General features: G+C 62.6%; 13 protein-coding genes. All 13 read right to left on the bottom strand.

The window, feature by feature from the left end:
* Position 1: 1 nt before the first annotated feature.
* A complete protein-coding gene (dxs, locus tag Q1A52_RS20600) occupies positions 2-1930 on the bottom strand; it encodes a 1-deoxy-D-xylulose-5-phosphate synthase (RefSeq protein ID WP_300019587.1) in 1929 nt (642 codons plus the stop codon).
* A gap of 228 nt (positions 1931-2158) precedes the next feature.
* Positions 2159-3274 carry a photosynthetic reaction center cytochrome PufC gene (gene pufC, locus Q1A52_RS20595; RefSeq protein WP_300019585.1) on the bottom strand — a complete coding sequence of 372 codons (1116 nt, stop codon included), beginning with the start codon at positions 3272-3274 and terminating at the stop codon, positions 2159-2161.
* 2 nt (positions 3275-3276) lie between these two features.
* Positions 3277-4272: a photosynthetic reaction center subunit M gene (pufM, locus tag Q1A52_RS20590; RefSeq protein ID WP_300019583.1), complete on the bottom strand. Its 996-nt coding sequence runs from the start codon at positions 4270-4272 to the stop codon at positions 3277-3279.
* A 2-nt stretch (positions 4273-4274) separates the two neighbouring features.
* On the bottom strand, positions 4275-5123 hold the full coding sequence (pufL, locus tag Q1A52_RS20585) for a photosynthetic reaction center subunit L (RefSeq protein WP_195822147.1): 849 nt from the start codon (positions 5121-5123) through the stop codon (positions 4275-4277).
* 160 nt (positions 5124-5283) lie between these two features.
* Positions 5284-5442, bottom strand: a complete 159-nt coding sequence (gene pufA, locus Q1A52_RS20580) for a light-harvesting antenna LH1, alpha subunit (protein ID WP_013984575.1) — start codon at positions 5440-5442, stop codon at positions 5284-5286.
* Positions 5443-5454: 12 nt separating this feature from the next.
* Positions 5455-5607 (bottom strand): light-harvesting antenna LH1, beta subunit, encoded by a 153-nt coding sequence (gene pufB / locus Q1A52_RS20575; protein ID WP_195822146.1) that lies wholly within the window; start codon positions 5605-5607, stop codon positions 5455-5457.
* Between the two features lie 185 nt (positions 5608-5792).
* Positions 5793-6035, bottom strand: coding sequence for a cytochrome PufQ (pufQ, locus tag Q1A52_RS20570; RefSeq protein WP_367278078.1), 243 nt, complete (start codon positions 6033-6035; stop codon positions 5793-5795).
* A complete protein-coding gene (gene bchZ, locus Q1A52_RS20565; RefSeq protein ID WP_300019581.1) occupies positions 6032-7507 on the bottom strand; it encodes a chlorophyllide a reductase subunit Z in 1476 nt (491 codons plus the stop codon). Before bchZ ends, pufQ begins: the two co-directional genes overlap by 4 nt.
* A 160-nt stretch (positions 7508-7667) precedes the next feature.
* The gene (bchY, locus tag Q1A52_RS20560) at positions 7668-9239 is read right to left on the bottom strand and encodes a chlorophyllide a reductase subunit Y (RefSeq protein ID WP_300019579.1); all 1572 of its coding nucleotides are present in this window, start codon (positions 9237-9239) and stop codon (positions 7668-7670) included.
* A gap of 156 nt (positions 9240-9395) precedes the next feature.
* On the bottom strand, positions 9396-10427 hold the full coding sequence (locus Q1A52_RS20555) for a chlorophyllide a reductase iron protein subunit X (protein WP_300019577.1): 1032 nt from the start codon (positions 10425-10427) through the stop codon (positions 9396-9398).
* Complete coding sequence (bchC, locus tag Q1A52_RS20550) at positions 10424-11365, bottom strand: chlorophyll synthesis pathway protein BchC (RefSeq protein WP_300019575.1); 942 nt, start codon at positions 11363-11365, stop codon at positions 10424-10426. Before bchC ends, Q1A52_RS20555 begins: the two co-directional genes overlap by 4 nt.
* 128 nt (positions 11366-11493) lie before the next feature.
* Positions 11494-12618 (bottom strand): methyltransferase, encoded by a 1125-nt coding sequence (locus tag Q1A52_RS20545; protein ID WP_300019573.1) that lies wholly within the window; start codon positions 12616-12618, stop codon positions 11494-11496.
* A complete protein-coding gene (locus tag Q1A52_RS20540; RefSeq protein WP_299783898.1) occupies positions 12611-13495 on the bottom strand; it encodes a polyprenyl synthetase family protein in 885 nt (294 codons plus the stop codon). Before Q1A52_RS20540 ends, Q1A52_RS20545 begins: the two co-directional genes overlap by 8 nt.
* Between the last annotated feature and the right edge of the window lie 73 nt (positions 13496-13568).

The following is a 13568-nucleotide window of genomic DNA, read 5'->3' as shown; positions in this document are numbered from 1 at the left end:
GTCAGCGCTGCAACGACACCACCTTGCGATCCCTCTGCAGCGCCGCCAGAACCGTTGCGACAATCCCTTCGGCATCGACGCCCGCGTCGCGATACATCTCTGCCGGGGCGGCGTGATCAATGAACCGGTCCGGCAGACTTAAGGTACGCACCCGACACCCGTGATCAAGCAAACCGTGCGCTGCCATGTCCTGCAGCACCATGGCGCCAAATCCACCTTTCGCGCCTTGCTCCACCGTCACAAGCGCGCCGTGCGATTGCGCCAGTCGCGCGATCAGTTCCATATCCAGCGGCTTGGCAAAGCGCGCATCTGCGATGGTCACGCTGATGCCTTCCGCCGCCAGCAGGGTCGCAGCCGCTTCACACTCGCCCAGATGGGTGCCCAGCGACAACAGGGCGACGTCGCCCTCCCCCTCGCGGATCATCCGGCCCTTGCCGATCTCCAGCACCTCGCCGACCTCGGGCAAGGCCACACCGGTCCCGTTCCCGCGCGGATAACGGAAGGCAATCGGGCCAGTATCATGCGCGGCAGCCGTGGTGACCATATGCACCAGCTCCGCCTCATCGGCAGCGGCCATCACCACCATGCCCGGCAGCGCGCCCAGATAGCCAATGTCAAACGCCCCCGCATGGGTCGCGCCATCGGCGCCAACCAGCCCGGCACGGTCGATGGCAAACCGCACCGGCAGACCTTGCAAGGCCACGTCATGCACCACCTGATCATACCCGCGCTGCAGGAACGTCGAATAGATCGCGCAAAAAGGTTTCAGACCGCTCGCCGCCATCCCGGCAGCGAAGGTGACCCCGTGCTGTTCGGCGATGCCCACGTCGAACACCCGGCCCGGGAAGCGTTTCGCCATGCGGTCCACGCCGGTCCCGCTTGGCATCGCGGCGGTGACGGCGACGACCCGCGGATCGCGCGCCGCAGCATCCGTCAGCGCATCACCGAAAACGCCCGTGTAAGAGGGTGCGTTGGCCTTGGCCTTGGATTGCACCCCGGTGCCCACATCGAATTTACTCACCCCGTGATACTTGTCAGCCGAGCCTTCGGCGGGTGCATAGCCCTTGCCCTTGACGGTACAGCAGTGGATCAGCACCGGCCCGGTTGCCCGTGTCTTCGCGGCACGCAAGACGCTCAGCAACTGGCCCATGTCATGCCCGTTGATGGGGCCAATATAGTCAAAGCCCAGCTCTTCGAAAAACGTGCCTCGGCTTTCCAGCCCGGTGACCATCTCACGCGCCCGCCGCGCGCCTTCGCGGACCGGACGTGGCGCCAGTTGCTCCATTCCTTCGGCCACGGCGACCAAACCCCCGAACGGCCCCTTGCGGGTGAGGTCCGACAGCGACGACAGGTAAGACGACATCGCCCCCACAGGCGGGGCAATCGACATCTCGTTGTCGTTGAGAATGACGAAGAGGCGCCGCCCTTCGGCACCTGCGTTGTTCAGCGCCTCATAGGCCATGCCCGCGCTTATCGAGCCGTCACCGATCACCGCGATCGCGTCCCCTGTCGGCTGGCCCATATCGCGGCCGATGGTGAACCCGAGGGCTGCGGAAATCGACGTGCTGGAATGCGCGGCACCAAAGGGGTCGTAGTCGGACTCGCTGCGCTTGGTGAACCCCGAAAGCCCCCCGCCCTGCCGCAACGTGTGCATGCGGTCGCGCCTGCCAGTGAGGATTTTGTGCGGGTAGCATTGGTGCCCCACGTCCCAGATCAGCTTGTCACGGGGCGTGTCGAAAACCGCATGGAGGGCCACGCTCAACTCCACCACACCCAGAGAGGAGCCCAAATGCCCGCCCGTCTGGCTGACGGCGTCGATGACCTCGGCGCGCAATTCATCCGCCAGCTGTCGCAGATCACGGTCTGGCATCTGGCGCAGGTCTGACGGGCCAGCGACGCGGTCGAGTGTCGGGGTTGCGGGTTTGGTCATGGCGCACATCTCCATTTCTGTGACGGGTGGCGGGCTCTTGCCAAAGCCGGGCTGCGCCCTTCAGGAAAAGATAGGCGTCGCATCCGGATTGAACCGGTTGCGACGCCAAGTTCCTGTAGCCAACAGGAAGGGAACCGGGGTGCCGAAGGACCCCGTTGCCCGAACCCAGGAAGCCAAGGGTCCGTGCACGGCTGTGCCAGGGGCAGCGTCTAGACGCCGCCCGATGGCTCATTCATAGACCGGCGCCTCTGTCGTCGCGAGCTCGGGCCAGTCTGCAATCACGTTCAACCCCTGCATCGGGCGCTGATACCCTTTGTGGCAGGTCTTGCAGGCCGCTTTCGGCGCATCGGCAAAGATCGGGCCAAGGCGCTCTGGCGGGTATGTATCCTGCAGCGGAGCGAGGTAGTCGGTGTTCAGCTCCTGCACCATCAGGATGCCAAGGGAGGCGGTGCCCCACTGCGGCGTGTTCTGCGAACCATCATAAAACGCGCGGCTGTTGTGGCAGAAAACGCAATTCACCCCGAGGCTGTTGGAAAAGTAGTTCATCAGCGAATAGGTGCGTTCGGTATCCTGAATGGAGGCATAGCCATCCACGCCCGCCACCCCGGCTTCGCGGCTTTCCAGCGAATGCACGGCAATGGTTTCGCCCTCCAGCAGGTATTTCTCAAGCGCGTCAGACGGCAGAGACGTGGACTGGCTCAGCGATGTGGCCTGGTTCTGGTTGGCTGACCAGCCTGCCGCGGATGCGTTCACCGGCGAGACCTTGAACCAGATGTCCGAGGGTACGTTTTCGCCCCGGTGGCAGGTGTAGCAATTCACGCCCACCTCGGCGACCGCGTTCACGTGACCATCCCAGTCCTCGTTGATGGCCTGCGTCATCTGAATCATCCGGCGGGACACGACCTTGGTATAGAGCGTGTCTTCGCCATAGGTCTCCAGATCGCCATCGCCGTGGCAATAGGCACAGCCCTGTTCGGGCGAGACCCATTGCGTGATGGCGTTCATCACGCGGTTGAAGTTGTCCTCCGTCAGATCGCCCAGCACCTGCACATTGTCATAGATGTCGCGGGCGAGGTCCTCGCCGCCTTCGGGCACATAGGGCGCTTCGGTATAATAGTCTTCGATGGTCGGATCCGCTGCCATGCGCACCACGTTGAATTCGGGGACCGACATGCCGGTCCCCCTTGGGCCGGTTTGCAGACTGGAGGTCTGCGCCGGATTGCCCCAGCTGACCACCATCGCAGCGATGAACACCGCAGCCCCGGCCACGCCGACCAGGATCGCCGGGCCAAAGATATTGGTCGGGTTATCCTGATTCCATTTGTTGAACCACTTGGGCAGCATGATCAGTTCTCCTTCCCGATAAAGGCTTCGTAGGAGCCGTAGTCAGCGTATCCGTAAGAGCCGTCATACATTGGCGCGAAGTTGTGCTCCTGCGCCCAGATGAACCAGTTGTCGACCACCGTGCCGGTCAGCAGGATGCCGATGCCGCCGGTGATCGGGGTCAGCACCGCGAACCACCACGCCCAGCGGTGGATACCCTCCATCGTGGCGTTGAAGCCCATGGTCCAGCGCCAGAAAAGCGCGGCGCGTTCAGTCGCCGTCCCGCGGTCGTAGATCTGCTCCAGCTCCCGGTCGCCGCCGTAGCGGGTGACGGCAAGGATCGTGCCGCCGTGCATGCAGAAGAGCAGCACAGAGCCATAGAGGAAGACGATGCTCAGACAGTGGAACGGGTTGTAATAGAGGTTGCCGTAGCGGATCGAAAACGCCGTGGTCCAGTCAAGGTGCGGGAAGATGCCGTACGGCACGGCCTCGCTCCACGATCCCATCAGGATCGGGCGGAAGAGGCCCAGCACCAGGAACAGCCAGACAGCAGCGGCAAAGCCCCAGAAGATATGTTTACCCATCTTGTGCTGTTCGGCCAGCAGATAGGCCCTGAGCAGCCAAGTCATCACCGAGACCAGCAGGAAGAAACTGGCGATGATGTACCAGCCGCCATCGTTCAGCGGAGGCATGGTCAGCCCGTATTCAGGCGAGGGCGGCTCCAGCGCCAGCCAAAAGAGCTGCCGGATGAACTGCGGGATCGACCAACCGACCTGCGCCAGCATGTTGAACCCCACGATAAAGAACCATGCAAGACCGGTGCCAAAGGCCACCATGCTGGTCCAGCCCCAGTAATAGGGACCGATCTGGCCATTGCCGAAAAGCCCGGCAAGCGTGCTGAAGAAGGGTTTGCCGACGCGTTCTTCCATCAAGTTGTTGCCGGTATCGTCCATGCCCCATTCGGGCGTGCCTTGGACCTGCACCTGCGTGAAGATGTTCTGATATTCAGGATAAGCCATGATCACATCCCTCCCACGGCGATGGGGTCACCCCAGATCGGCAGATCAAGCCACCAGTTCCACCATTCGGGCCAACCGGCCGTCCAGACCGGGCCGGAGATGATGATGCAGACCGCCGAGAAAAACACCGCGTTGATCGCCAGCAGATACCCCAGACGGTGGATGCCCAGCGTGCCGATGGAGTAGCCGATGAAATCGCGAAAGAACGTATCCTCGTGATCCGGTGTCTTGGCCTCTTCGCCCTTTTCGGGGTTGGCCGCCGACAGGATCAACCCACCATGCAGCGCCAGCGCCAGCGTGGTGGTGAAGAACAGCGTCACGGCCAGCATATGCGCCGGGTTGTAATGGAAGTGCAGATAGGCGTAGCCGGTGTTGCTGACCCAATCGAGATGGCTGAAGATCCCGTAGGGAAATCCGTGCCCCCAGGCGCCCATCAGCAGCGGGCGGAAGATCACCAGCGTCACATAGGCGAGGATCGCAAAGCCAAAGCCGACGGGCACGTGATAGCCCATGCCAAGCTTGCGGCAGATTTCCACCTCACGCAGCGCCCAGGAGATGAAGGCCCCCGTCGCGCAGATCGTGATGATCTGCCACAGACCGCCTTCCATCAGGGGCGCGAGGCCAAGCCCGTAGCTCAGGTCCGGCGGGGCGATGTTGATCAGCCAGGGGTTGAAGGTTCCCTGCTGGCTGGCACCCCAGAATATCAGAATGGTTCCCAAGAGAGCGAAGAAGACCGTCGTGACCCCGAAGAAGCCCACGTAAAAAGGCCCCACCCAGAAGTCGAACAGATCGCCCCCGATCAGCGTCCCTCCGCGGACGCGATATTTTCTTTCGAAGCTGAGCAACGCCATCTTCATTCTCCGCGTGTGTGCGGCACGCCTCGGTCAAGGCGGAGGCCGTCAGATTATTATGTCCTTGGTTCGCTGCGGGCAGAGGCGCACACTCAAGCCGCCCGCAGCATTCTTTTCGCTATCAGTTGATCAAAAGCACGCCTTGCCGCACGCCCAAGATTTACTGACCACCTGCGGCAGCTGCCGCCTCGAACCAGTTCAGGCCACTGCTGAGCACCACCAGGTGGATCATCGCAGCCAAAAGGAAAAGGAAGACGCCCTGTGCCACGAAAACGCGGCGAGGGTCGAAGATGAGCCAGATCTTGTAGAACTTTGCCATATCCATCTCTCCTTATCCGAACCAGGGACGCCAGATGTAAGTCGCCAGATGTGCGACCACAGCCACCGCCGAGAACAGCCAGAGGCCGCTCATGTAGACGGAATGCAGTTCCTGCGCCTGTTCGTCTGTGAGACCTGTAAAAGACAGGTCGGTATTATCAGCCATAAATATTCCTCCGGAACGTTATGCTGACGCCGCGCACCCCGCGGCCGGGTCCTTTGGGGGATATCCCCCTCGGGGGTCTGTTCACCTTGTTGAGAGGCGGACAGTCTTGGAACTCGACAGGCACACAACAATCGAGCAGTCGGGTCGCGCCGCTGGTCTTGCCAGCCAGTGCGGCGCGAGGTCGTTCAAGCCGAAAAGATCATCGGCGTGATGATGCGTGCCTGGCTCCAGGCACGGGCCATCGGGCCTTTCTCAGTAAAGCTGCGACTGCGGATCGCCGAGAGCGCCCAGGTCAGGGTCGCCAGCGGCAGCGTCGCCACGAAGATGATGGCAAAGTAGACCATAAATTCGGTCTTCTCGGTCTTGCGTCGGGCCTCGCGCGGCGCATCCTCCGTCGCCTCCAACATGTCGGATGTCATGTCACTCATGTCTGATCCTCCCGGGTCATGCCGGCCATAGCCGGGTCCAGCGCACGGATGGTGTCGAGCACCACCCGTTCATCTCCAGCGGCAAGTGCTGCCGCCTCTGCTGCATCGCGCAAGGTTTTTGCAGCTGAAATTCGTGTGAGTATCGGATGCGTTTCCACGATCCGGTCGAGCATCGCCTGCGCATCCGCATCCCATGGGAAATCGCGGCGCAGCGGTGTCAGCGTGGCATCTGTGGCATCCATCTCCGTGCCCAGTGGCAGGATGTGGAAAAGCGCGTCAAAGAGCCCGTTGCAGATTTCCTGAATGAGGTAGGTGGCCCCCGCATAGCCCATAAACGGCGTGCCCGTGTGCCGCCGGATCGCAGCCCCCGGAAAACTCGCCGGGATGAACGCAGGGCTCGGCCCGTGCCCGCCCTTGAGCTCGGCCAGATACATCTTCTCATTGATCGAGCCCATGACGATCAGGGGTCGCGTCTGCCCCATCAGGGCGCGCACTTCCTCGTTGTTGGTCTTCTGCCCCGCAACCCGCGCAACCGCAAAGGCGCAGGGCAGCCCCATGTCATCCTCAAGGAACAGCCGGATGCCACGCGCATAAGTCTCATTGGCCACTATGGCAAAGCTCGCCGTGGCAAAGAAATCCTGCGTCACCGACCGCCACAGATCCCAAACGGGTTTGATCGTGGAGTGTTTCTCTTGGGTGATAAAAGGTTCGGGGTCGAGGCCCACCAGGTTCCCCAGTGCGCGCAGGAACTTGGTCGTGCTCTCGACCCCTATCGGGGCTTGTAGATACGGCTTGGCAAGAAGCTCGCTCAACCCGCGCCCGAACTCGCGGTACATGCAGATGTTCACATCGGCATTTACCAAATCTCTCATCTCGGCTACATGGGCGCCCAGAGGCAGCACCATATTTACCTCACAGCCGATCCCCTCAACAAGACGGCGTATCTCAGCCAGATCCGATGGCATGTTGAACGTGCCATACATCGGCCCAAGGATATTCACGCGCGGCTTGGCGCCTTCTTCGCGTTTCTTCTCAGGCGGCATCCGGCCCTTGGTCATACCAAACTCGGTGAAGATCCAGGTCATCGCCCGATCCGCCGCTTCCCACTGATCCTCATCGATGGTGCGCGGCAGGAACCTCTGAATATTTGTGCCCTGCGGTGTGACACCCCCACCGATCATCTCGGCAATGGACCCTGTCACCACCACGGCGGGCAGCGCCGGATCCAGCGTATCCCATGCCCGCTTCATCGACTCTTCGGTGCCCGCGCCCATCTCGCCTTCGCCCAGACCCGTCACAACAATCGGCAACTCATGCGGCGGCAGGGCATCCGTGTAATGCAAAACGCTCGTCACCGGCAGGTTCTCACAGCCCACCGGCCCGTCGATCACCACCTGCAACCCCTTCACGGCACAGAAGGCATAAACCGCCCCCCAATATCCGCCCGCGCGATCATGATCCGTCACCAGCATCGGCAGAGACCTCCCTGCTTCTTCTGGCCAAAAATATCCCGGGGAGGCGCGCAGCGCCGGGGCAGAGCCCCATCAGGAAAAACAACCTGGGTGCGCACGCAGATTTCTTGCGAAACCCGCTGCCGCGCACGCGGCGCAAAATATGTATTTTGCACCGCTATCATATCATCTGCACCGCTTTGGCCGCCCGCGCGGCCTTGTCCAGCTTCTTCTGATGCTGCGCCCGGAAGTCAGGCCGCAGGTTCGGCACACCCTCCCATACACCCGCAGTGTCGCCTGCGCCGACATCTTCAAAAAACGCCTTCATCCGGCCCATGCGGTCCTTGTTGCCGATGGCCGCATTGATCACCTCCGCCAGTGATCCGGCCCCCGCAACACCCATGAGAGGCCGCGCGGAAATCAGATTGGTGAAGTAGAGACCGGGAATGCCCAGCTCCTTGGCTTTCTGAACCACCGGCGTGGTCCCAATGGCCAGATCAGGCTGCACCGCTTCCATCGCTGCACAATCATCCTCCAGCGAGGCGCGGTATTTGACCGTGACCCCCTTCGCCGCCAGCCACTCTGCGTCCGCCGCCGACCAGGGTGACTTGGCACAAGCCGTGCCCACATAAGGCACCTCCGCCCCGCTCTCGATCAGCAAGCGCGCGACCAGCAACTCAGACCCCTCATAACCCGAGAGCGTAATCGTGCCCTTGATGGGTGTCGCGGCCAGCGCGCCCCGGATCGCGGGTAAAACAGCGTTTTGCGCGACCGCAATGTCCTCTGCCGACACGCCATGGGTCTCGCCAATCGCGCGCAACCAGCTGGCCGTGCCATCGTACCCCACCGGCGCGGAGCCGACGACGGGCCGCCCGGCGGCTTTGAACTCCCGCACCGTATCCACATAGAAGGGATGGATCGCCGCGACGACCGCACAATCGAGTGCGGCATAAAGCTCGCGCCACTCCCGGCAGGGCAACACCGGCCCGGCAGCCAGCCCCATGGGCGCCAGCATCTGACCAATCATCATCGGATCGGCGGGAAACATCTCGCCCAAAAGCGCCACCGTCGGGCGAGTGGACTTACCGCCAACCGGGGCCGCGACCGGGCCTGCTTCGGCTTCAGAGCGGGCGTAGCTCAGCATCGCACCCGCCAGCACGTCTTTGGCCTCGGCATGGGTCGGCACGCCAAACCCCGGCACATCGATGCCGACAATCCGCACACCGTTGATCTCTTTCGGCAACAGCCGCAGAGGCACCCCGCTGGCCGTCGGCACGCAGAGGTTCGTCACTACAATCGCATCATAGCGATCCGGGTCCGCCAGCTCATGCACGGACTCACGAATGTCTTCAAACAGCTTGCCGGTCACCAGTGTTTCGGAGTTGAACGGCACATAGCCCACCGACCGCCGCGCGCCGTAGAAATGCGACACAAAGGTCAGCCCATAAACACAACAAGCCGACCCGCTCAGCACCGTCGCCACCCGCTTCATCCGCAAACCCACACGAAGCGATCCAAACGCCGGGCACATCGACTGCGGCTTGTCATGCGGACCCACCGGGTAATCCGCCTTGAACTTGTCGAGCAGTTCCGACTGTCCGGCCAGGCGTGCCGCCTCGGCCATCTCAGCACCCGAATGGCACCCGACGCCATCGGCAGGTGCCGTATCCGCCACACGGGTGACGTCACCATGGGGATGACCCTTGATCACCTCCACCTCGGCGGCATCATCATATGTGACTTCCTGCTTCATTTATCGACGGACCTGTAGGTCAGCGCGGGCAACTGCATAGACGCCATCAGCCGAATAGATTTTTCAATAATGTCGCGACTGACCTCACAGGCGATCAACGACCGTCGGCCCGCGTTTGTAGCACGGTCCATCGCACGGTGGGTTTTTTCGATGCACTCAGGCTTCGTCATAAACGACCTCCAGCGACGGTTTGGGCGCGGCGTTCTTGCCCCGCATATCCGCGTCAGAGGCAGGTTCGAGCACGACGTCACCCCCCGTCTCGGAGGCATCGAAGAGTCCCAGCAACCCATCCTGATCAAGCGGCGCGGGCCGCACCGGCGGAGCCACAGCGACATTGTCGCCAAGCTCTGCAAACAGCGAACCCCACTGCGATTGCGCCGTGCCGACAATCTGGTAGTTCGCGGATTTCTTGCGCAAATCGTCGTCCTGCGGAATCGCCGCGAGAACCGGAATGTCGACGGCCTCGGCAAAGGCCGCGGCCTCCCCAGTCCCATCGTCCTTGTTGATCACGAGACCCGCGACACCGACATTACCGCCCAGCTTGCGGAAGTATTCCACTGCCGAGCAGACGTTGTTGGCGACATAAAGCGATTGCAGATCGTTCGACGCAACCAAGATCACCTTCTGCGCCATATCCCGAGCGATCGGCAAGCCAAAGCCGCCGCAGACCACGTCGCCAAGGAAATCCAGCAGCACGTAGTCAAAATCCCAATCGTGAAAACCAAGCTTCTCCAGAAGCTCGAACCCATGGATGATCCCGCGCCCGCCACAGCCGCGTCCGACCTCGGGGCCACCCAGCTCCATCGCAAAGACGCCGCCGCGTTTGAAACAGACGTCGCCGATCTTCACCTCTTCGCCCGCCAGCTTCTTGGCCGTCGAGGTTTCGATAATCGTCGGACAGGCCTTGCCGCCAAAGAGCAGAGAGGTGGTATCAGATTTCGGGTCACAGCCGATCAGCAGCACGCGCTTGCCCTGTTCGGCCATCATGTGGCTGAGGTTGGCCAGCGTGAAGCTCTTGCCAATCCCGCCTTTGCCATAGATCGCGATGATCTGCGTTTTCGAGGTGGGTTCGCTCTGCGGCACTTCCAGCGTCGGCTCGGAGGCCTCCTCGCGCAGGCGCTTGTCGAAGTCCTTCAGGTCTGGCACGTCGCCCGCAGCCGGGGTCTTGGTGTCGATACCATCTTTCACGCCACGTCCTTCCAGTTCAAAATCATCTTCAGGCAATCCGCATCGGTGAAGGCCTGCCGGTACGCCGACGGGGCCTGATCCGCGCCCGTCTCATGGGTGATCAGCCCATCCAGGCTCAGCGTGCCGCTTTCCACCAGCGCGCGGGTGGCGGCCAGATCGTCATGGGTCCATTCGGCAGCAACCCGGAACCGCGCCTCCTTCATGAAGGCCGGGGGGAAATCAAAACGAATGGGTTCTTTGTAGAAGCCTGCCAGCACGACCTCACCGCCCTTACCCAGAGCGGCCACCAGATCGTTCAGCACTTCCATGCTGCCCGAGGCATCATAGACGGACATGTAGTCGCGGCGCGTATCGTCCTCGGGGGCGATCACCTCATAGCCCATGGCTCCGCCCCGCCGTGCCGGGTCGATCTCCCAGACGGTGGGCGCGGGTGCACCGGCGGCGATTGTCAGGCGGGCCAGCAAGCGACCCAGCACACCGTGACCCACGATCAGGTCGGGCACGGACTTGTTCAATCCGGCCATCGTGTGGCGCGCCGTGGCCGCCAGCGCCAGCAGCGCCCCCTGCGCGCCAAGGCCCGCATCGATTCGCGTCACACGATCTGCTGCGGTTACAATCCGGGACGCGGCGCCGCCAAAAAGCCCGAAAGCCCCGTCATAACAATTCGCCCCCGGGACAAAGACATGATCGCCGGGCCGGTACCCCGTCGCCGGGGCGGCTTCGACCACTTCGCCGACGGCCTCATAGCCCGGGACCAGCGGGTAACCCATGCCCGGAAAGGGCGGCATATCCCCTGTCCAGAAGAGCTTTTCCGTTCCTGTGGAAATACCGGAGTGCTGGATATCGACCACCAGATCCGCAGGCCCCGGCGGTGTGAGCGTCAGGGTATCTACATCAAGATCGCGTGGACCTTTCAGGAGAACGGCGGTGGTTTCCAAATCTCTCTCCTCGCTGGCGTGATCGCTTTTGATCTCCGTCAAAGACTCATCCCGCAGCTCATGCTGTCACTGTCAGTTTAATCTTACATACAATTGTGTCAACTAAATTGGACAGTTCGCCAAAGACACTATTGCGGCTTGCGCGCCGTCAGCACCCGCGTGACGTAAGCCCGCGCCGGTTTCCGGCTGCGCATGTCCACAAATCCTGCGGTCGCACAAAGGTCGGATATCTCATCAGCCGAACGCACACGCCCGGTCTGCATCGCCAGCGTGTAGAAAGCGAAATAGACGTCCCCCGCCGGATCGGGGGACGCGCCCCCACCCATCGGCTCCGAAATGATAAGACGACCACCCGGCGGCAGCGCCGCGAAGGCCGCCGCCAGCAGGTTGCGCACGGTGTCATCAGAATGATCGTAGAGCACCCGGATCAACGAAAGCGCATCTGCACCCAGCGGCAAGGGATCCTCCCGAAACGATCCGGCGTGGATGGTCACCCGGTCCCCCATACCCGCCGCATTGAGCCGCACCCGCGCCGCCGACACCACCTGCGGCAGATCGAAGAGCATCATCTGCAGCCCCGTGGCCTGTCGCCCGGCTGCCTCAAGAAAGGCGCCGGTGCCGCCGCCCACATCCAGCAAGCAGTGCGTGCCTTTGAGCGAAACGGCACGCAGCGTGTCCTCTGCCACCAGCCGCTGGCTTTGCGCCATCAGGTCGGAATATTTGGCAGCCACGTCCGGATCAATGTCCCCGCGCGCGCCAAAGACGTAGGGCCAGAATTCCGATAGCTCGGTCTGCATTGGCCCCTGCAGCAAAGCAACCGGATCGGCCAGATCGGCGTAGAAAGCGCGGTGATGACGGATCATCGCCTCCAGCCCCGGCACGCCCATCAGCGCCGCCCCCTTACGCGCCAACCGGTACGCCCCCCTGCGGTCCCGCTTGAGCAGGTCCAGCGCCGCGGCAGCCTGCAGCAGCACCCGCATCCGGTCCGCCGGAATGTCTGTCGCGCGTCCCAGCAGATCTGCGCTTTGCGGCCCCGCACGCAGACGTTTGAGAATATCGAGCTCCACCAGCGCCATCAGCACCTGGCTTTGCACGAACCCCTGCACCACATCGAAAAGCAGCGCGCCATCCTTGCGCGCCTGCCTGCGGGTCAGGGGGAATTTACTGGCCCAGCTTTGAAAGCCGGGGCGTGCGACCAGCCGGTTCAGCCAGCCACCACGCCAGCCCGGCATGTCGCCAGCGGTGTCAGACATTGCTGCGCGTGGCGGTCACATGGGGCGCGACGGGTGTCAGCCTCTCGGCATAGGTGCGCACCATCTCGGCCAGCTGCGCCTCTCCCGGACAAGAGGGGATCGAGGCAATTGCCCCGCCCAGAATATCCTTCAGCCGCGAGATCGCGCCCTGCACGCCCAGCAGCGACACCGCGTTGGGACGCCCGTGCAGATCATCCTGACCGGCGGGCTTGCCCAGAGTTTCTTCATCGTAGAGCGCATCGCGTAAATCGTCGGCCACCTGGAATGCCTCGCCAATCCGCGCGCCCAGTTCAAACCAGGGCTCTGCCTCCTGACCGGCGGCAACCGCACCCATTTGCGTCGCAGCAATGAACAGCGCCCCGGTTTTGGCCTGATGGTAGGCCGAGAGGTCGATCTCCGCCTCGCTCTCCCACCCCTGCCCCGCGCAGATGCCACCCGGCATGCCGGTACGCTGTGCCAGCGTCAGGATCATCTGTGCCACACGGTCCGGGGCGTGCGCCGACTGCCGCGCCAACGTCTCGAAGGCCAGCACGATCAGGCTGTCCCCGGTCAGCACGGCCAGTGGTTCGGAATAGGCCTTGTGAACCGACGCCTTGCCCCGGCGCACATCCGCGTCATCGAAACAGGGCAGATCGTCATGTACGAGGCTGGCGCAATGGATCATCTCCAGTGCGGAGGCGGCGGCATCGGTCAGCCCGGGCTTGTCGTCCCCGCAGGCCATCGCCACAGATGTCAGAATGGTGGGCCTTATGCGTGCGCCCCCGGGCGCGGTCGCATATCCCAGCGCCGAGGCCAGCCGGGGTGGCACGGCGCCCCTCCCCTGCCCCACGGAAACTGCCGAGGAAATTGCCGCTTCGATTCGGGAGGTCATGCCCATGGGGGATCCTTTCACCGGCAGAGTGTCATATATTTTCGACACTAAAGTGTAAATCATACTGGACACATTGCTG

Source organism: uncultured Roseobacter sp. (genome assembly GCF_947488185.1).
Classification (GTDB): domain Bacteria; phylum Pseudomonadota; class Alphaproteobacteria; order Rhodobacterales; family Rhodobacteraceae; genus Roseobacter.
The sequence above is the reverse complement of the archived record's forward strand: the minus strand, read 5'-3'. Positions and strand labels throughout refer to the sequence as shown.